The following is a 19,603-nucleotide window of genomic DNA, read 5'->3' on the forward strand; positions in this document are numbered from 1 at the left end:
TTAACTTGCCCTGCTCCGCCGCCCTTGCGGCGTCCCGACAGAGCAGGAAACCACCATGACCGCCATTCCCAAAGCCAGTGCCGTCGATATCGTGACTCAGCTGGTTACTGGCCCCTCACTGCAGGAAGTCGCTTCAAAAACGCTGCGCGATGCCCTCAAGACGCTGTATCCGAATCTCGACATAGACCCGCGTCTGGCGATGGTCGTGCAACCCACCTGGGCCATTGTGGATGGTCGAGTCGTACCCGACGGGTATCAGGCTGGATCGCTGACCAACGCCCTGGTGCGGCTCGGCCTGTCCGGCACCACGGTGACGTACCTTGATGGCGAGCATTATCTGACCCTGCAACCCGGCATGCCCGCACCCGCGCATCTGCCGGTAAAGATCGATGCCATCGGCCTGTTGCTCAACGAACTGGCGCCACTGCTGTTCATCGCCTACAAGGAGCAGCACGTCGAATACTGGGACGAGTTCACCTACCCCGGGCAACCGCGCTGGCAGCAGTTGTCCGAGGCACTGCGCAACCTGTGGAACGTCGATGCCAGCGTCGGCTGGGACGCTGACGAGATCGCCATGGCCCGGGCGATTTTCAAACAGCCCGACCCGCAACAACGCCTGGCCCCCGCCCCGTACTCGGCAAAGGCATATCTGATTGACCTCGATCGCGGTAGCTCCGACAAGTCATCGCACTTGACCCTGGTCGATGCCGCAGTAGTGATCGGCACAATCGCAGACCGCAAGTTGATTCTCACCCACGCGGTCACCCAGGGCTTTCAGCGTTTCGATTCACTGGAGGAACTCGGCGAGGCTCTGCTGCGGATATATGGCGCAAGCGCCTCGGGCGAAGATCTCAAGTGGCGGCTGGTCGAACCCCAGGGCAATTTCTTCGACCAGCAGGCCTGCACGCTGATTTCCATGGAAGCGGATGCCTTGGGCGAGATCAGTTTTTTTCAGGATTCCCCTGGTAAACGCGTCTATCCGCATACCGGCACGGCCGGCAAACCGGCTCAACCGACACCGCGCCTCGAAGCGCACTTCGAGCGTTTGCAGCCGATGCTTCCGGACTGGCTGAACGACGCACTGCCCATGGATCAGACGCGTTACAGCCGGCACCTGCTGGATCTGACAACGCTGCAGCACGAAAACAACGGCAAATCCTTTCAAAGCGAAATCACCAGCCTGCAGGCGTTCACTCGTGCAGCGCTGATCAAACAGATTCTCAAGGAGCAGCCCGGCGCCAAAGACGTGAACATCGACAACATCGAAATCACCATCACCAGTCTCGTGGTCTGGGGCACGTTTGTATTGCCGGGAAATACTCAGGCTCAGACATGGACGCTGACCGAGCTTGCCCTGCAAAACCTCGCAGGCCTGCCCTTGGGCAACAAGACTGTGCGGTACAAGGATGGCAGCCCGGTACCCGAGTGGATGAGCGCGACTTTTCTGGAAAAACTGGTCAGCACGGTCGACATCGGCAAGACCTACCCGGCGCATCTCAAGGCCATGCTGCTAGACGACCCCGTGCAAGCGCCGCTGTTGCAAGGGCTCTACACCAGTCAGTTGCGCATTGAGCTGCCATTGCTGGCGTTGCAGCACAAGATCCGGGGTAGAGCCGGCCTCGATGAATCGGGTTATCGATACGTGGTCGCCGCATTCGCCACGACTGGCGCGGAACGCTACGTCGATGGCGAGGAAATCGTCATTCGCCCTTTGGCCTTCGTCGCTCATCGCAGCCGCTCCACCGCAGACACTGTCGACAACATGTATGTCATAGGCCCGCGCGATGCCGACAAAGGACCGTGCGTGCTGTATCGACCGCTGTTCGACAAGACTCTGCTGCAATATCCGGGGCCCGCGAATCTGCTTTTTGCGATCCAGCATTCGCGACATTTGCGTGACTCGGTACTGGCCTGGTTGCCGGACGATGTGCGCTTCAATTACAGCCAGTTCGTCTTCACCGCCAGGCTGCCGTCGGTGTGGACGATCCCGCAACTGATGATCAATCCGACCACTGCGCTGGATATGTCAGGCGCGGTCGCGCTGGGCACTCAGGTGATCGCCAGCGATGTCCTCGCAACCCTGCACGAACGCAACGTCAAGGCGCTTGTCACTCAAGCCGACCGGCAGTCGGTCTCCGATGCAGAAGCACGCTGGGCCTCGCTGAAACAGGGCGGCTGGGTGATGCTCAATGCCGCGCTGCCGTTCCTGGGCCGCAGCGTAGGCACAGCGGCGTGGATCTGGCAGATCATGGATGATCTGCAGGAAATCACCGACGGCGCCAACGAGCAATCGGGGAAGATCGCCTGGACGGCCATCGCCGATATTCTCCTGGCGCTGGGCATGGTGCTCGCCCACCGTGCGGCGGTGGGCGATGCGCCATCGACACCCGTGGCCACGGAGCTCGAAGAGGACGCAGCGACGACCAGACCTGCCGCCAGAATCGTCAAAGCGCTGCGCCAGCCCGATATCACCGGCCCGCAATTGACCCAATTCCATGGCACATCGATCGACAGCATCACGGCGCTGAAGCGATCCCCGACGGCACTCGCCACGCTGTTGGACGGGTTCGAGGTCGGCAAGCCCAAAGCCCTTGGCGCAGCCACCCGGGAAGGCGCGTACCGAGACCTCTACGCCCACGCAGACAAATGGTACGCCCGGGTCGGTGAGCGCTGGTTCGAAGTCGCGCGCAACGCGCATGGCGATGTGCACATCGTCGATACGCGTCAGCCCGCCCGACCAGCCGGGCCCAGGCTTGCCTATACCGCCAATGGCCAATGGGTGATAGATCTGCGTTTGCGCCTGCGCGGAGGCGGGCTGGAGGACGGGCGCAAGGTGGCGCAAGGCAAAAAAAACCAGGAGGTGGCCGTATTGTCCGAGCAGATTACCGCGTTCGATTTGACGATGGAGAGCAAAGGCAGCCGTCTCGATGCCGAACGCAACAGCCTGCGCGATGCCCCTGCGCAGGCACGCGAACAAGCGCTTGCGCAGTACCTCGCCACGCTCGATTCACAGCACAACGAATATGCCGCGAACATTCAGCTGATCAAGACACTCAACTGCAAGCAATCGATTCCCAACTACCGCACGGTCATGCCGGAGCGGTTGGACATGCAATTGTTTCTGGGGCAGGAGTGGCTCAGTAATAACGCTTCGGATTACCAGCAACGCGTACTGAGGGTGCAGGCGATACTGGACGACGAACTGCGCGGCGAATCGCAGGCAGTCACCTCTGCGTTTGAACAGTTGAACGATGCCACTCAAACCATTATCGAGAAAATGGAGTCGGCTGAAGCCTGCCTGGATGAACTGACCAGGCTGGGACCTGATGGTCTGGAGATAAAGCAGAAATACAACATCAGCCTGGCGCCCTACCCGCTGGATGATCTGAAGACTCTGCAAATCAGTCTCGGCCAGTACACCTGCATCAAGCCCGGCGATTCCACCGCTCATGTCGAGGCACAACAAGCGCTGGCCAGTCTGTTCGAAGATGCTGCGCTGAACGTTCAGAGTTCGCGGGACCTGAGCGCCGATGAAAGCCTCAGTGATCTGCGCATACGCATCGACGCCCTGAGTCAGGTGAGCGAACAGTTCGCTTCCGTGGACAAGCGTTTCGATGACCTGGCGAGTGAATATTCCGAACACATACACACGGAACGCCTCAGGCAATTGCAGGCGCGCGTGGCCGCATTCAAGGATAGCGCCGACAACCGACTCGCCGACCTGTTGCGCTACCGGCATCTACTGGTGCCGCAAGCCGGTCCGTCGAGACCCGCAACGTCAGCTTCGAATCGGCAGATCATCAAGACACGCAACAAGGGCACCCTGGTCGGCCAGCGGAAAAAAAGCCTCGACGGCAAGAACACCGATCTGGTCGAAGTCGGTACGGCGCTGACGAGAGTGATCGCGACATTCAAGGAGGAATCGCCAGGTATCTGGGTCGAGCAGAGTGCAAGGCCTGCACCGTTGCCTAAAGCCCGGCCCAACCTCAACAAGAGCATCAGCGAAGGGCAGGCATTGATCGACGGGCTGGCGGCGTTTCATCGGCGCATCGAGGCGCGTCTCAAACGCGGCTCGCGCATTCCAGTGGAGGTCGAAGAGGAATACCACAACCACGCCACCCTATTGCGCAAAGCCTGTGCGGCGATCGATGAAGCGTTAACGGCGAGTAACCTCACCGCTGCTCTGCATGAACCGTCCGAAGAGCTCAACCACAAGCTCGACGCTGCGGCTACGACACTGGAGCAAAAAGGCACCAGCACGCGAATCCGCCTGGTCAAGCAACAACTGCCAACAGCTGCCGGGGTCGAGTGGCTCAAGGACAAGGGCGAAGTGAGCATCTCGAAAACCCTGACCCGACGGCGTCTGAGGCGCCATCAGAACGATTTTCTCGACGAGTATCAGATTCGTGATGCGCATACCGACAAGGTCCTCTGCTATGCGCATTTCCATTACAGCAGCGTCGACGCGCCCGTTGGTGCATTTGTGCGTGGACATATGAAAACGCTCGCTCAGCACCGCATGGGGGGCGTCGCCGAAATAACGGGTGTGGATAATCAGAGGCTGATAGAAATCCATCGCAGCGAAATTTCCACTCGCAGCGCCGAAACGCTGTTCTTCAATCTCTCCAAGCCTGCCGCAGACGCGACAGCGCCGCTTTGATCGCAGGCTCTGGTACGGCGGCAAAACCCAGCACCAGGCCGGCGCGCTGATCCATGGGCGTAGTCGAGTCGGGTAACCAGTAGCTGCTCAGGCCGTTGATTTCGACATCGACATCAGCGGCCTGAGCGATCAATTGCTGCTCGCGCGCGATGCTGTCCACGGCGACGGTCAGGTGCAGCCCGGCCGACACGGCCGGCAACTGACCGACACCGGCGACCGTCGGCCAGCCTTCGAGCAGGCAGTTGCGCCGGCTCAGCGCAGCCCGGCGCATGCGACGGATATGTCGCTGGAAATGCCCGGCAGCCATGAATTCGGCCATCACCGCTTGGGTGCTGACCTCCGAATGCCGCACATCGACGGCGCGGCGTTGCGCAAACGCGTCGACCAGCGCTGGCGGCAGCACCAGATAACCAAGGCGCAACGCCGGAAAAGCGACCTTGCCGAAGGTGCCGACGTAGAGCACACGCCCCTGACGATCAAGTGCGGCCAACGGCGCCAGCGGTGCGCCGGTGTAGCGGTACTCGCCGTCGTAATCATCCTCGACGATCCAGCCGCCGACACGCTCGGCCCAGGCGAGCAATTCCAGACGCCGGGCCAGACTCATCACCACTCCGGTCGGGTACTGATGAGACGGCGTGACATAAGCCACCCGACAATCGCTGAGCTGAGCCATGGCGCTGCAATCAATGCCGTCGCTGTCTACCGCCACCCCATGCAATTTCGCCCCCGCCACAGCGAAGGCATGCCCGGCCGCGCGGTAGCCCGGATTCTCGATCGCCACACCGTCCCCCGGCTCGACCAGCAACTGTGCACAAAGGCTGATGCCCTGCTGCGCGCCACTGGTGATCACAATTTGCTCAGCCGTGCACTGCATGCCGCGCGAGCTGCGCAAATACGCAGCAATCATGCCGCGCAGCCGCGCGTCACCGGCTGGGTCGCCGTAACACAGCTGCTGCAGATCCGGTTTACGCCAGAAAGCCGCGTTCAGCTTGGCCCAGACCTCGAACGGGAACAGATCAAATGCAGGCACACCCACCCGAAAAGCGCGCGGCGGACCGCTCGGTGGTCGAGGTAAATGGTGCTTTTCAATGCGAGAAAAGCCACCACTGTGGATAACTTTGCTGGATGAATTCACAGGTAAATCCAGCCAATTTGTGGATAAGGCTGTGGGTAAGCCTGTTGACAAGCCTGTGGATGAATTTGTGGATAGTTTTTTCTCAGGCGTGGATGCCTGAGCCAATTGCGCCACGTAAGTACCGTCGCCGACGCGCCCTTCGATAAAGCCCTCGGCATACAACTGATCGTAAGCGCGCACCACGCTGTTGCGGGAAATGCCCAGCGCCGAGGCCAGATCTCGGCTGGCCGGCAATCGCGTGCCACTGGCCAGGCGTCCATCCAGCACCCGCAGGCGCAGAGCCTGATAGAGCTGGCGACTCAGGCCTTGGCGGCGATCAAGCGCGATACCGGCCGGGTTGAAGGGCATCGACAAGGGTGGCAGATTGGGCATGGCGAATGGACCTATGAAATGGCTCATCAATGGCTCTTACAACGGACCAATAGCCTGCCTAGGATGCAGGCATTCGCCAAGGAAAATCTGTCCATGTACACGCCACGCGCCTTTGCCATCGAAGACTTGTCCCAACTGCACGAACTGATCCTCGCCACGCGCCTGGCCATTCTGGTCAGCCACGGCGAAAGCGGCCTGCAAGCCAGCCACGTGCCGGTGCTGCTGCATCGCGAACAGGGCGAATACGGCACGCTCTACGGCCATCTGGCCAAGGCCAATCCGCAGTGGAAGGACCTGCGGGACGGCGCCGAGGCGATGCTGATCTTTGCCGGACCAGACGCCTACGTCAGCCCAGGCTTCTATCCGAGCAAGGCCGAGCACGGCAAGGTCGTGCCGACCTGGAACTACATCGCCGTGCACGCCTACGGTCAGGCCGAGACCTTCAGCGATGGCGGCCGCTTGCTCGACATCGTCAGCACCCTGACTGACCGTCACGAAGCGGGCCGCGCCCAGCCATGGTCGGTGGACGATGCGCCAGCCGAATACATCGACGGCATGCTCAAGGCCATCGTCGGGTTTGCCATTCCCATCGACCGCCTCGAAGGCAAACGCAAGCTCAGCCAGAACCGCAGCGCTGAAGACATTGCCGGCGTGCGCGAAGGCCTCGCCGCCAGCCCCGACGCCAACGATCAAACCCTCGCCCGCTTGATGCGCTAAGGAAATCACCATGACTGAGATCGACATTCGCCAGGTCAGCGCCGACGACCACGATGCCTGGCTGCCGTTGTGGCAAGCCTATTTGCGCTTCTACAACACCGAACTGCCGGACGCCGTCACCCAGAGCACCTGGCAGCGCTTTCTCGACCCGAATGAACCGACCCACGCCGCCCTCGCGTGGGCCGATGGCAAAGCATTGGGCATGGTGCATTACATCTATCATCGCTCGAACTGGAGCATCGAAAATTCCTGCTATTTGCAGGATCTGCTGGTGGTGCCGGAAGCCCGTGGCACGGGAGTCGGTCGGCTGTTGATCGAGCATGTCTACGCTACCGCCAAGGCCGATGGTTGCTGCAAAGTCCACTGGCTGACCCATGAAACCAACGCCACGGCGATCCAGCTCTACGAGCGCATTGCCGAACGCCCGGGCTTCATCCAGTTTCGTAAAGCCCTTTAAGGAGACGCGCACATGACTGCTTCACTCGCTGACTGGAAAGGCGTCCCCGCCCCCTCCGCCACGCTGCTCGAAGGCCGTTTCATCCGCCTGGAAAAACTTGACCCGGTACGCCATGCCGAGCAGCTTTACGCCGCTCTCGAAGGTCCGGGTGCTGATCCGAAACTCTGGGATTATCTGCCTTACGGTCCGTTTCGCGAGCGCAGCGCGTTCAACGACTGGCTGAACAATCATGCGGCCAACAGCGACCCGTATTTCTTCAGCGTCATCGACCGTGCGACTGGTCAGGTCCAAGGCATCCTCAGCCTGATGTCGATCGTCCCGGCGCAGGGCCGCATCGAAATCGGCCACGTCACTTTCGGTGCGCCAATGCAGCGCTCGCCGAAAAGCACCGAGGCGGTGTACCTGCTGGCCAAATATTCGTTCGAGCTGGGTTACCGGCGCCTGGAATGGAAGTGCAACAACGGCAACGCCCGCTCCAAATACGCGGCCGAGCGTCTGGGCTTCAGCTTCGAAGGCGTGTTTCGCCAGCACATGGTGGTCAAGGGGCAGAACCGCGATACCGCGTGGTATTCGATTCTGGATGCGGAATGGCCGGCGATTGGTGCAGGGTTCGAGCGCTGGCTGAGCGATGAAAACCAGACGCCTGCTGGCCAACTCAAAGGTCTGGCCGAATGCCGTAGCTGAACTTCACGGATACCCCTGTGGGAGCGAGCCTGCTCGCGAAGGCGCTGTGTCAGTCACTGCAAATGTGGCCTGACTGACCGCTTTCGCGAGCAGGCTCGCTCCCACAATGGGCGGGGTCTTTCTTAACAACGCAGTTCTTGCGCCAGCACCGCAATGTGCTCTGGCCCGATCCCGCAGCAGCCACCCAGATGACTGGCGCCGCGCTGTTGCCAGTCCAGCGCCCAGTGCAGATACCCCGGCGGATCAAGATCGTCACGCAACGGGTCGAGCCCGTCATTGGCCGTGGCTTCTTTCGGTTGCGGAGGAAACGCGTTGGCATACGCGCCGATATTGATCCTGACGCCGAGACGCTCAAAGGTTGCGCGCGCCGCGTCGATGGCCGCGCCAATCACTTCAGGCTGACTGCAATTGAACAGCAGGGTCTCGACGCCAAGTTCAGCCGCCAGCGCAGCCGCTTCGGCTACCGGCTCACCGGAGCGCAGGCGTGGCACTTCATCGGTGTCTTCATCCTTGAGCGTGAATGAAAGCCAGAACGGTTTGCCGTCCTTCGGCAGCCCGGCGTGGATAGCGCGGGCCTCGACGATCGAGCTTTGCGTTTCTGCCAGCCACAGGTCCACATGTGGCGCCAGACCGTTAACCAAAGGCGTCAACAGTTCGGTCACGCGATCCGCTTCGAACAGATCCGGACGATACGAACCAAACAGCGGCGGCAACGAACCGGCAACACGCACTGGCTTGCCGGATGTCTGCACCGCCCGCCGCGCCAACTCCCCCGCCAGTGCCGCAAGCGCCTGGCCTTCAGCCGCAAAGCGCGCCTCGCCAATGTGAAATGGCACCACCGCGTAACTGTTGCTGGTGATCACGTCGGCGCCGCTGTTGATGTAAGCGGCATGCACCGCCTCGACCGCCTGCGGCGCTTCGCTCAGCGCCAGTGCCGACCACTCGGGCTGGCGAAATGGCGCCCCGGCGCGTTGCAGTTCACGGCCCATGCCGCCATCGAGAATGACCGTACTTGCTGCGCCCATATGCTTTTCACTCATATGCTTATGAAAATAACTCACTATCAGAGTCGTTCTTATAACTATTTAATACGCACCACTCGGTTAATAACAACCTCTTTTTTCAACAGGAAGCGACTGTGAAATTCCAACCGCTATTGGCCCTGGGCCTGACCATTCTGGCCTCCACCCAAGCCTTCGGCGGCGCGACGCTGGACCGTGTCGAACAGAAAAAAGAGCTGGTCGGCGTGCTCATGGAAAGCTATCCGCCCTTCTCGTTTCTCAATGAGCAGAATCAACTCGACGGTTTCGATGTCGACGTTGCCAAAGCGGTGGCGGACAAGCTTGGCGTCAAACTGCGTCTGGAAACGCCGTCCTGGGACGTGATCGCCGCCGGCCGCTGGAGCGGGCGCTACGACATCTGCATCTGCTCGATGACCCCGAGCAAGGCCCGCGCAGAAGTGTTCGACTTCCCGGTCGAGTACTACGCCTCGCCAGCGGTAATCGTGGTCAATGCCAAGGACGATCGCATCCACAGCGCCAAGGATCTGAGCGGCAAAAAAGTCGGCCTGACCAGCGCCTCCAGCTACGAAAGTTATCTGAACAAAAATCTGGTGATCGAAGGCGCCGAGGATACGCAGTTGCAGTATCCGTTCGAGGATGTGCAGATCGCTCCTTATGACACCGACAACGTCGCCTTCCAGGATCTGGGCCTGGGCGCCGGCGTGCGCCTGGATGCAATCCTTACCAATCTGGTCACCGCACAGCCGCGTCTGAATCAGGACCAGCGCTTCAAATTGGCCGGCGAACCGCTGTACTCGGAACCGAACTCGGTGGCCATCGAAAAGGGTGACCCGCAGTGGGACGCCAAGGTGCGCGAGGTGTTCGCCCAGCTGAAACAGGACGGCACCCTGAGCAAGCTGTCGCAGAAATGGATCGGCGCCGATATCAGCCAATGACTTCCTTTCCGACCCCGCCCCAGCCACCGCAACCGGTGGCTGAAACCCGCCTGCAAAAGCTTTTCGGGTTCCGTACGCGCCTGTACCTGACGTGGGCTGCGCTTTTCTGCCTGTTCGCCGGATTCTTCCTGAGCTTCGACCTGAAGTTCGCGATCATCCTCGACAAACTGCCCAACCTCGTTGGCCTGAAGCTGGCGCCGAACGGCTTCCTGCAAGGCGCAGCGCTGACCCTGTTCCTCTGCGCCTGCTCGATCATCGCCTCGTCGCTGCTCGGTTTCATCACCGCGCTGGCGCGCCTGTCGAGCAGCGCCGTGGCGTTTGGCATCGCCAGTTTCTACACCTCGTTCTTTCGCGGCACGCCATTGCTGATCCAGATCCTGCTGATCTACCTCGGCCTGCCGCAACTGGGCATCGTCCCCGGCGCCATCGTCGCCGGCATCATTGCCCTGTCGCTGAACTACGGCGCCTACCTGAGCGAAATCTTCCGCGCCGGCATCCTCGGCGTCGATCACGGCCAACGCGAAGCATCCCTGGCGCTGGGCCTGCGCGAAAGCGTGATCTTCTGGCGCATCACCCTGCCCCAGGCCATGCGCACGATTATCCCGCCGACCACCAACCAGTTCATCTCGATGCTCAAGGACTCGTCGCTGATCTCGGTAATGGGCGTCTGGGAAGTGATGTTTCTCGCCCAGTCCTACGGGCGCTCAAGCTATCGCTACATCGAAATGCTCACCACGGCGGCGATCATCTACTGGCTGATGTCGATCGGGCTGGAGCTGATTCAGGCACGGATGGAGCGGCATTACGGCAAGGCTTATGTGCGCCGTAGTTGAGGTGCATTCAAATGGTGTCCCGGCGAATCCGCACTACGCCCATTTTCATGCCGAAGGGGCGGAACACCGCGTTCAGCGACTTCAGGGTCTGATTGCCTTCGCCATGTTCGATATGCACCAGCGTGCGCACAGAAATCTTGCACATCTTCGCGAACTGGGTCTGATGCAGACCGGTGACTTCGACCCGTAAACGGCGCACGGCGTCACCGATTTCCAGAGTGCCTTCGGCCAGTGATTGCTGAATGCTTTCGATGAGCGCCATTCGATCAAGGACAGTAAGGTCCCGTGCAGATTTGAGTTTACTCATGACGCGGCTAATTCGTTTTGTGAAAGACGCAATTTAATGCAGCGTGATGACAGTTTTGGTAATTAAACTGCAACAAAATGCAGACGGGAGCCGCTGGGGCTTCAATCGACGCAAAACAATGCAGATGTATCCCGACGTATGTCGCTGTGACCCATATCGGCTGTAGGAAAACGAACCGCCGCCACCGCGCAAAAGTCTTGTTTGCGAAATCCCGTGAGGATTTTCGACAGAACGATCCGACGTCGCCTGCACAGCATCAGGAACCGACCGACATCGTGTTTTTCAAGGCAGCAATAGAGTTGAGCCTTTCATACAAGGAGGTTGAACTCGATGCCTGCCCTACACAAATACCGTCCCCATCACCTCGCTTTGGCGATCGCGCTGACCATTGGATCTGCCGAGGCGTCCATCGAACAGCAACCTGACGTCCAGGTTTCTGCAGAGATCAGCGAAGACAAAACCGCCAAGCCTCGAAAGAAGAAAACGCCCACGCCGAAAGCGGATCCTGATGACTTGTTTGCGATCAAGGAATTCATCGGCCCGCTGGAGCACACTTCTCCGTCGCCCGGACAGGCCTCTGACGCGCCTTCGGTCGATGCCGTATGCGCGACGGTTGCGATCGAGGATTTCAGTCCGGCCTTTTATGAAGGGCTGGAGTTTCCAGAGTTCGTGGTGGAGGAAACCGACGATGAGGAATTCGATCTTGTCGACCCGTTTGAACGCGACATGTTTGCGGTCACGACGCAGCGCTCTTTTGTCTCGAGCCCACTCGAGAATGTCGGCGGCGTATCCCTGCAACTAGGCGATGGAGATGACTTGCTGGTGATCAATAAGGGCGCCCGTTGGGACGGTCGCCTGGACGGTGGCGAAGGTGCGAACGGGCTGCTGTTCAATGCCATAGAAGGCGGCGAGATCGGTGAAACGCGCAATTTCTCAGCCATGCGTATCGCACGTGGACAGTGGACCCTGCGTCACGCTTTCGAGGGTGATGCTGACGTCAAAGCCGACGCCGTGCTGATCAACTACGCATCGATCAATGGTGTCGATGTCGACCCGGGAGCGGTTTTTGGCGGTTATGGACATGTGACGGGGCTGTATGTCGCAGGAACACTGCTTGCCAGCCAGCAACACGGCTCTCCCAATATCAAAGGCAATCTGACGCTCCAAAAGGACGCTGTGTTTTCTTACGCCGTATCTGCCGACCGCGGCTCAGATCCCGTGCATGTTAAGGGCACCGCAAGCCTGGGAGGTGCGCGTGTCGAGATTTATGGCGTACCGGGCGACTACGCTCGTACCAATGAGTATCGGCTGTTGTCTGCAAACGTCATTGATGGCGAGTTCGGTGAGGTCACCACGAATCTGGCCTACATGACACCAACGCTCTCCTATGAGCCAAACGCCGTGAAACTGCACTACGTGCGCAACGATGTAGGGTTCGAAGAACTGGCCCAAACGCGCAGTGCTCGTTCGATTGCGCGGAGCATGGATAATCGAGAGGCTTCCACTCGAGCTTTCGAAATCGGCGCCAACAGGGCCGTCGCCGCACTGCTGACCAGCGATAAAACCACCGCGCCCATCGCCCTCGATCAACTTGCCGCAGGCAGCAATGCCAACCTCGCCAAAGCCACGCTGAGCAGTATCACGCCGGTCAGTACGAGCATGCTCTCGGCGATGCGCCAACTGGACAACCGCTCCGGCTCTGCTGACGGCTCGCGCAGTTCACCGCGTCAGGCCGCAGGCAACGAAGACTCCGGACGGGTGTGGGTTCAGGCGCTGGGCCACGGCGGAAAGGTTGACCGCGACGCTGACGGCATCCTCCAACATGCCACGCAAGGACTGGTCGTGGGCGCTGACTGGCGACTCGACGAGCACTGGCATGTCGGCCTGCTCGGCGGCAAATCGCAGACGAAACTCGATGCCCGCCAGTACGACGGCGACCTCGACAGCTGGCACCTCGGTGCCTATGCCGTGCGTCAGGACGGCCCGCTGTCGCTGCGTCTCGGCGCGACCTACGCCAGCCATGACGGCGGCAGCACACGGCGGGTAGCGTTCAAGGGTTTCAGCGATCGTCTCAAGGGCAATTACAACGCCAATACTCAGCAAGCATTTGCCGAGGCCGGGTTCAACCTGGGCCGCAACAACGTGACCCTCGAGCCCTACGCCAACCTCGGCTATCAGCGCTATCAGCGCGACAGCTACAACGAAAAGGGCGGCGACGCGGCGTTGAAAGTCTACGGCCAGACCCGCGACAACTTCAGCAGCACCTTCGGTCTGCGTGTTGCGCAGGTCAATACGCTGGATAACGGCATGCATTTGACCCCGCGATTGAGCGCAGGCTGGAAACATATCTACGGTGACATCGACAGTGACACCCGCCAGCAACTGCGCAAGGGCGGCAAGCGCTTCGAAGTGACCGGCGCGGCACTCGATCGGAACGCTCTGGCGGTGGATGCGGGGCTCGATCTTGGTCTTTCGGCGGCGCACACACTGGGCGTGGGCTTGACGGGTGAGCTGGGTAATGACAGCCGAACGTATGGCGTGGCGGGTCAATGGCGCATGGCGTTCTGATGGATTAAGCACGCCTCCTGTGGGAGCGAGCCTGCTCGCGAAAGCGGTGAATCATACAAAGATGCTATTGGCTGACCTGGCGCATTCGCGAGCAGGCTCGCTCCCACATTGGCTCTTCAAGGGAGCTGGGTAACGGCGGAAATCACAGGCAAAAAAAAGGGGAGCACATGCCCCCCCGAGGTTTAAAGCGTTGGATCGCGACTGTTATCTCAGCCTTCGATCTCGATGAGGATTTCGCCCGGGTTGACCCGGTCGCCCTTGGCCACGTGAATCGCGGTGACCTTGCCGGCAATGGCAGCCTGGACTTCGGTTTCCATCTTCATCGCTTCGGTAATCAATACCGCCTGGCCCGCCTTGACGGTGTCGCCCTCCTTGACCAGCACATCGACGATGTTGCCCGGCATGGTGGTGCTGACATGGCCCGGTGCCGAGGCCTGTTTGCGTTTGCTGCTGCCACCACCGACAAATTCGTTGAGCGGTTCGAACACCACTTCTTCCGGCATGCCGTCGATGGACAGATAGAAGTGGCGCTTGCCCTCGGCCTTGACGCCGACACCAGTGATGTCGACGCGGTAGGTTTCGCCGTGCACATCGATGACAAACTCGGTCGGCACACCTTCGCCGCTCGCCGAGGCAACGGCGCCCGCTTCCGGGATTGGCAACAGCACTTCCGGCGTAAGAGTGCCGGCGGCGCGTTCTTCGAGGAATTTGCGGCCGATGTCCGGGAACATGGCGAAGGTCAGTACGTCTTCTTCGGATTTGGCCAGTGCTCCGATATCGGCACGCAGCTTGGTCATTTCCGGCTTGAGCAGATCGGCCGGGCGCACGTCGATGACGTCTTCGCTGCCGATCGCCTGGCGCCGCAGCTTTTCATTGACCACGCCCGGTGCCTTGCCGTAGCCGCCCTGCAGATACAGCTTCACTTCGTTGGTGATGGTCTTGTAGCGCTCGCCGGCCAGTACGTTGAAAAACGCCTGGGTGCCGACGATTTGCGAGGTTGGGGTCACCAGCGGCGGAAAGCCGAGGTCTTCACGTACGCGCGGGATTTCTGCGAGCACTTCGCCCATGCGATTCAGAGCGCCCTGCTCTTTCAACTGGTTGGCGAGGTTGGAGATCATCCCGCCCGGTACCTGGTTGACCTGCACACGGGTATCGACGGCGGTGAATTCGCTTTCGAACTGGTGGTACTTCTTGCGTACGGCATAGAAGTACAGGCCGATTTCCTGGAGCAGCTCCAGATTCAGGCCGGTGTCGTACTCGGTGCCCTTGAGCGCGGCAACCATTGATTCGGTGCCCGGATGGCTGGTGCCCGAGGCGAAGCTGGAGATTGCGGTGTCGATGTGATCGGCGCCGTTTTCGATCGCCTTGAGCTGGCACATGGCGGCCAGGCCGGCGGTGTCGTGGGAGTGGATGAACACCGGCAACGACTGCTCGGCTTTCAGAGCACGCACCAGTTCACCAGTGGCATACGGGGTCAGCAGACCGGCCATGTCCTTGATCGCTACCGAGTCGCAGCCCATGGATTCCATTTGCTTGGCCTGGGTGACGAAAGCGTCGATGGTGTGCACCGGGCTGGTGGTGTAGGCGATGGTGCCTTGCGCATGTTTGCCGGCAGCTTTCACTGCTTCAATGGCAACGCGCAGGTTACGCACATCGTTCATCGCATCGAAGATGCGGAACACGTCGATGCCGTTCACCGCTGCTTTGGCGACGAAAGCTTTGACCACGTCATCGCTGTAGTGGCGATAGCCGAGCAGATTCTGCCCGCGCAGGAGCATTTGCAGGCGGGTATTGGGCAGCGCCGCACGCAGTTGGCGCAGGCGCTCCCATGGGTCTTCCTTGAGAAAGCGCACGCAGGCGTCGAACGTCGCGCCGCCCCAGCATTCCAGCGACCAGTAGCCGACCTTGTCGAGCTTGTCGCAGATCGGCAGCATGTCCTCGGTGCGCATGCGGGTGGCGAGCAGCGATTGGTGAGCGTCGCGCAGGATGGTGTCTGTTACGAAGATTTTCTTGCTCATTCTTGTATTCCTCACAGGCCTGCGTGGGCGGCGATGGCGGCGGCGATGGCCAGGGCCAGCTCTTCGGGTTTGCGCTTGATCGAGTAGTTGGTCAGTTCCGGGTGGCTTTCAACGAAGCTGGTGTTGAACTGGCCGCTACGGAATTCCGGGTTGCGCAGGATTTCCTGGTAGTAGGCGGCGGTGGTCTTCACGCCCTGCAGACGCATGTCGTCGAGGGCGCGCAGGCCACGGTCCATCGCCTCTTCCCAGGTCAGCGCCCAGACCACCAGTTTCAGGCACATCGAGTCGTAGAACGGTGGAATGGTGTAGCCGGTATAGATCGCCGTGTCGGTGCGCACGCCCGGGCCGCCGGGGGCGTAGTAACGGGTGATCTTGCCGAAACTCGGCAGGAAGTTGTTCTTCGGGTCTTCGGCGTTGATACGGAACTGCAACGCAAAGCCACGGTGCTGAATGTCTTCCTGCTTCACCGATAGCGGCAGGCCGGAAGCGATGCGAATCTGTTCGCGGACGATGTCGATGCCGGTGATTTCTTCGGTGATGGTGTGTTCCACCTGCACCCGCGTGTTCATTTCCATGAAGTACACCTCGCCCTCGGCGAGCAGGAACTCCACGGTGCCGGCGTTCTCGTAGCCCACAGCCTTGGCTGCACGTACCGACAGGTCGCCGATGTAGGCGCGCTGTTCCGGGGTCAGCTGCGGGCTCGGCGCGATCTCGATCAGCTTCTGGTTGCGGCGCTGGATCGAGCAGTCACGCTCGAACAGGTGCACGACATTGCCGAAGCTGTCGCCAAGGATCTGCGCTTCAATGTGCTTGGGATTGACGATGCATTTTTCCAGGAACACTTCCGCCGAACCGAACGCCTTGGTGGCTTCGGAGATGACCCGGGGGAAGTTCTGTTCGAGTTCTTCGCGGCTGTTGCAGCGACGGATACCGCGCCCGCCACCACCGGAGGTGGCCTTGAGCATTACCGGATAACCGATACGGTCGCCTTCGACCAAGGCTTCTTCGATGCCGGAGACGTTGCCTTCGGTACCGGGCGTTACCGGTACGCCGGCCTTGATCATGCTGCGGCGCGCTTCGGTCTTGTCGCCCATGCGCCGGATGACCTCCGCCGACGGGCCGATGAATTTGATGCCGCGCTCGGCGCAGATTTCCGCCAGCTCGGCGTTTTCCGAAAGGAAGCCGTAGCCGGGGTGCAGCGCATCGCAGCCGGTTTCCACCGCCAGGTTCACCAGCTTGCGCGGGTTCAGATAGCCGGCCAGTGGCTCGGCACCCACGCTGTGGGCCTCGTCCGCACGCTTCACATGCAAGGCATGGCGATCGGCGTCGGAGAAAATCGCAACCGAGCGAATGCCCATTTCGGCGCAGGCTCGTACGATGCGTACGGCAATCTCACCACGGTTGGCGATCAGGATCTTTTTTATCACTTGGAGGTTCCCTTGAGCCGGTGGCACCACGACCTGCTAGACCCAGGTCGACGCGTGACCAAATGTTTCAATTCAGTCGCAGGTCCACACTAGCGCTGCTGAGGGATTAACAAAAATGAATAAAAATTGGGTCAGGCATAAGCAAACACTTATAGTTGAAGCAACTGACCGCTGACCGAGCCTGAAAAATATGCGTAAGTCATTGATGCGTATGACATTGCGTCAATTGCAGATCTTCAACGAGGTGTGTGATTTACGCTCGTACAGCCGCGCCGCCGAGGAAATGTCCCTCACACAACCGGCCGTGAGCCTACAGATTCGTCAGCTGGAAGAGCTGATTGGCCAGCCGCTGTTCGACTATGTCGGCAAAAAACTCTACATGACCGAGGCGGCGGAAGCGCTTCAGCGCGCCAGCCGCGACATTTTCGGGCGCCTGGAAAACCTCGACATGCAACTGTCGGACATGCAGGGTTCACTGCAGGGTCAGCTGAAACTGGCGGTGGAATCCAGCGCCAAATATTTCGTGCCGCATCTGTTTGCTGCATTCAAGCGCCAGCATCCGGAAGTCAATTTGCAGCTGACCGTGGTCAACCGTGGCCAGGTCATCCGCCGCCTCTCGGACAACCGTGATGATCTGGTGATCATGTCGATGGTGCCGCAGGACATGGGCCTGGAATTCCTGCCGTTTCTCAATAATCCGATTGTCGCCGTGGCGCGCCCGGATCATCCGCTGGCACACATGGGCCCGTTGCGCTTGCAGGATCTGGAGCCTTACACGCTGCTGATACGCGAGCCGGGCTCGGGCACGCGTCTGGCCTGCGAGGAATACTTCAAGGAAAAGCGCGTGCACTTCACTCAGACCCAGGAGGTGGCGTCCGCCGAAGCTCAGCGTGAATGCGTGCTGGCGGGTCTGGGCCTGGCGCTGTTGACGCGCCACGCCCTGAACCTGGAGCTGGCGACCGGCGGCCTGATCGAGCTGCCGGTCGAGGAGTTGCCGCTGATGCGCAGCTGGTGTCTGGTGCAAGCCAAAGCCAAACGGCTGTCACCGGTGGCGCACGCCTTCCTGGCGTTCATCCGCAGCGAGCGGGCGCAGATTATTGCGCTGGTTGAGCGTTTCGACGGGAAGCGGCGGGCGCTGCCTGCCAGTGCGTGATCTCGGGAAAATCGCCGATCTCGGCCTGAAGCTGGCGAAGTTCGAAGCGATCCTCGATTGCGCGGCGAAATTCCATGCGGCGCTGATCTTCCTGCTGACGACGGGTTTTCGCGGCGCTGTTGCGTTCTTCGTAGGGCTGAGCCATTTCGAGTCTCCCAGGGCGAGTACGGGAGTTTTACGATAGGCGTGGGGGATGACGGTTTGGCTGCGCGGGGATGACAATGTGATGAAATGTGCGCAGGGATGTGCTGTTGTTGAGGACGCTTTCGCGAGCAGGCTCGCTCCCACATTTGATCCCGTTATGACCCAGAATTTATGTTCTCAGAAGCCCCCCTGTGGGAGCGAGCCTGCTCGCGAACAAGGTCGGAACGACCTTGCTCAATCGTCCAGCGCTTTCACGGCCTTGGGCGACAAACGCAAACTGCGCAGACTGCGCTTCACGCTCTTGAGGTGATTGACCAGGCTCGGCCCGCGCGCCATGGCCACGCCCATCGCCAGCACGTCGATCACGACCAGGTGGGCGATTCGCGAGGTCAGCGGCGTGTAGATCTCGGTGTCTTCATGCACATCGATCGCCAGATTGACGGTCGACAGTTCGGCCAAGGGCGTCTGGCTCGGGCACAGGGTGATCAGCGATGCCCCGCTTTCGCGAACGAGGTTAGCGGTGATCAGCAAATCCTTGGAGCGCCCTGACTGGGAAATACAGATCGCCACATCGGTCGGTTTCAAGGTAACGGCTGACATGGCCTGCATGTGCGGGTCGGAGTACGCCGCCGCGGTCAGCAGCAAACGGAAAAACTTGTGCTGTGCATCCGCGGCCACCGCTCCGGAAGCACCGAAGCCATAGAACTCGACACGCTGCGCCTGGGACATCAGCGTCACCGCGCGCTGTAACTCCACCGGGTCGAGCTTCTCGCGCACTTCCATCAGGGTGTGCAGCGTGGTGTCGAAAATCTTCAGGCTGTAGTCGGCGACGGAGTCATCTTCGTGGATCGCGAACTGGCCGAAGCTGGCGCCGGCGGCCAGGCTTTGCGCCAGTTTCAGCTTGAGATCCTGAAAGCCGGAACAACCGATGGCGCGGCAGAAGCGCACGATGGTCGGCTCGCTGATGCCGACGCTGTGAGCCAGGTCGGCCATGGAGCTGTGCATCACTGCCGCAGGGTCAAGCAGCACGTGGTCGGCGACCTTGAGCTCCGACTTGCGTAACAGGTGACGTGACTGGGCGATGTGTTGCAGCAGATTCAAGGGGCTGGACTCTTCTTGTGGGCAAGGATGTAGCAAGCTTGTAGTTATACTACATGAATGGGCATTTTGC

Annotated in this window: 15 protein-coding genes; 8 read left to right on the top strand and 7 right to left on the bottom strand. The window is 60.4% G+C overall.

The genetic code is table 11. The features are described 5' to 3' along the window. Positions 1-55 precede the first annotated feature (55 nt). Positions 56-4,660, top strand: a complete 4,605-nt coding sequence (locus tag AB4N73_RS21430) for a dermonecrotic toxin domain-containing protein (protein WP_460142518.1) — start codon at positions 56-58, stop codon at positions 4,658-4,660. On the opposite strand, the gene pdxR is transcribed toward AB4N73_RS21430, so the two are convergent. After that, the gene (gene pdxR / locus AB4N73_RS21435) at positions 4,617-6,167 is read right to left on the bottom strand and encodes a MocR-like pyridoxine biosynthesis transcription factor PdxR (protein WP_460143603.1); all 1,551 of its coding nucleotides are present in this window, start codon (positions 6,165-6,167) and stop codon (positions 4,617-4,619) included. The two genes, AB4N73_RS21430 and pdxR, sit on opposite strands and share 44 nt — an antisense overlap. 93 nt (positions 6,168-6,260) lie before the next feature. On the opposite strand from pdxR, the gene AB4N73_RS21440 reads away from it, so the two are divergent. The 3 genes from AB4N73_RS21440 to AB4N73_RS21450 are packed head-to-tail and all read left to right on the top strand — an operon-like array spanning position 6,261 to position 8,025. Beyond that, positions 6,261-6,884 (top strand): FMN-binding negative transcriptional regulator, encoded by a 624-nt coding sequence (locus AB4N73_RS21440; RefSeq protein WP_133335576.1) that lies wholly within the window; start codon positions 6,261-6,263, stop codon positions 6,882-6,884. Positions 6,885-6,894: 10 nt separating this feature from the next. Further along, entirely contained in the window at positions 6,895-7,341 is a 447-nt protein-coding gene (locus tag AB4N73_RS21445) for a GNAT family N-acetyltransferase (protein WP_236167797.1), read from the top strand. Positions 7,342-7,353: 12 nt separating this feature from the next. After that, a complete protein-coding gene (locus tag AB4N73_RS21450; RefSeq protein WP_122698744.1) occupies positions 7,354-8,025 on the top strand; it encodes a GNAT family N-acetyltransferase in 672 nt (223 codons plus the stop codon). 122 nt (positions 8,026-8,147) lie between these two features. On the opposite strand, the gene AB4N73_RS21455 is transcribed toward AB4N73_RS21450, so the two are convergent. Continuing rightward, complete coding sequence (locus AB4N73_RS21455) at positions 8,148-9,050, bottom strand: homocysteine S-methyltransferase family protein (protein ID WP_460142519.1); 903 nt, start codon at positions 9,048-9,050, stop codon at positions 8,148-8,150. A gap of 113 nt (positions 9,051-9,163) precedes the next feature. On the opposite strand from AB4N73_RS21455, the gene AB4N73_RS21460 reads away from it, so the two are divergent. Then, the gene (locus tag AB4N73_RS21460) at positions 9,164-9,982 is read left to right on the top strand and encodes an ABC transporter substrate-binding protein (RefSeq protein WP_095181205.1); all 819 of its coding nucleotides are present in this window, start codon (positions 9,164-9,166) and stop codon (positions 9,980-9,982) included. Continuing rightward, positions 9,979-10,815, top strand: coding sequence for an amino acid ABC transporter permease (locus AB4N73_RS21465; RefSeq protein ID WP_122698746.1), 837 nt, complete (start codon positions 9,979-9,981; stop codon positions 10,813-10,815). The genes AB4N73_RS21460 and AB4N73_RS21465 overlap by 4 nt, the downstream gene beginning before the upstream one ends. 7 nt (positions 10,816-10,822) lie before the next feature. On the opposite strand, the gene AB4N73_RS21470 is transcribed toward AB4N73_RS21465, so the two are convergent. Continuing rightward, positions 10,823-11,122 (bottom strand): helix-turn-helix domain-containing protein, encoded by a 300-nt coding sequence (locus AB4N73_RS21470; protein WP_056790965.1) that lies wholly within the window; start codon positions 11,120-11,122, stop codon positions 10,823-10,825. 330 nt (positions 11,123-11,452) lie between these two features. Between AB4N73_RS21470 and AB4N73_RS21475 the strand changes: the two genes are divergently transcribed. Continuing rightward, positions 11,453-13,690, top strand: coding sequence for an autotransporter outer membrane beta-barrel domain-containing protein (locus AB4N73_RS21475; RefSeq protein ID WP_460142520.1), 2,238 nt, complete (start codon positions 11,453-11,455; stop codon positions 13,688-13,690). Between the two features lie 209 nt (positions 13,691-13,899). Here AB4N73_RS21475 and oadA read toward each other — a convergent pair whose 3' ends face one another. Further along, positions 13,900-15,708 carry a sodium-extruding oxaloacetate decarboxylase subunit alpha gene (oadA, locus tag AB4N73_RS21480; RefSeq protein ID WP_083353857.1) on the bottom strand — a complete coding sequence of 603 codons (1,809 nt, stop codon included), beginning with the start codon at positions 15,706-15,708 and terminating at the stop codon, positions 13,900-13,902. An 11-nt stretch (positions 15,709-15,719) separates the two neighbouring features. After that, positions 15,720-17,135 (bottom strand): acetyl-CoA carboxylase biotin carboxylase subunit, encoded by a 1,416-nt coding sequence (locus AB4N73_RS21485; protein WP_024014853.1) that lies wholly within the window; start codon positions 17,133-17,135, stop codon positions 15,720-15,722. 190 nt (positions 17,136-17,325) lie between these two features. Between AB4N73_RS21485 and AB4N73_RS21490 the strand changes: the two genes are divergently transcribed. Beyond that, the gene (locus AB4N73_RS21490) at positions 17,326-18,288 is read left to right on the top strand and encodes a LysR family transcriptional regulator (protein WP_252868494.1); all 963 of its coding nucleotides are present in this window, start codon (positions 17,326-17,328) and stop codon (positions 18,286-18,288) included. On the opposite strand, the gene AB4N73_RS21495 is transcribed toward AB4N73_RS21490, so the two are convergent. Both AB4N73_RS21495 and hexR read right to left on the bottom strand, forming a co-directional pair. Next, positions 18,230-18,433 (bottom strand): PA3496 family putative envelope integrity protein, encoded by a 204-nt coding sequence (locus AB4N73_RS21495; RefSeq protein ID WP_080902479.1) that lies wholly within the window; start codon positions 18,431-18,433, stop codon positions 18,230-18,232. The genes AB4N73_RS21490 and AB4N73_RS21495 overlap by 59 nt on opposite strands. A 233-nt stretch (positions 18,434-18,666) precedes the next feature. Next, positions 18,667-19,533, bottom strand: coding sequence for a transcriptional regulator HexR (gene hexR, locus AB4N73_RS21500; protein WP_007962240.1), 867 nt, complete (start codon positions 19,531-19,533; stop codon positions 18,667-18,669). Positions 19,534-19,603 lie beyond the last annotated feature (70 nt).

This window comes from Pseudomonas sp. S3_B08, assembly GCF_054667725.1.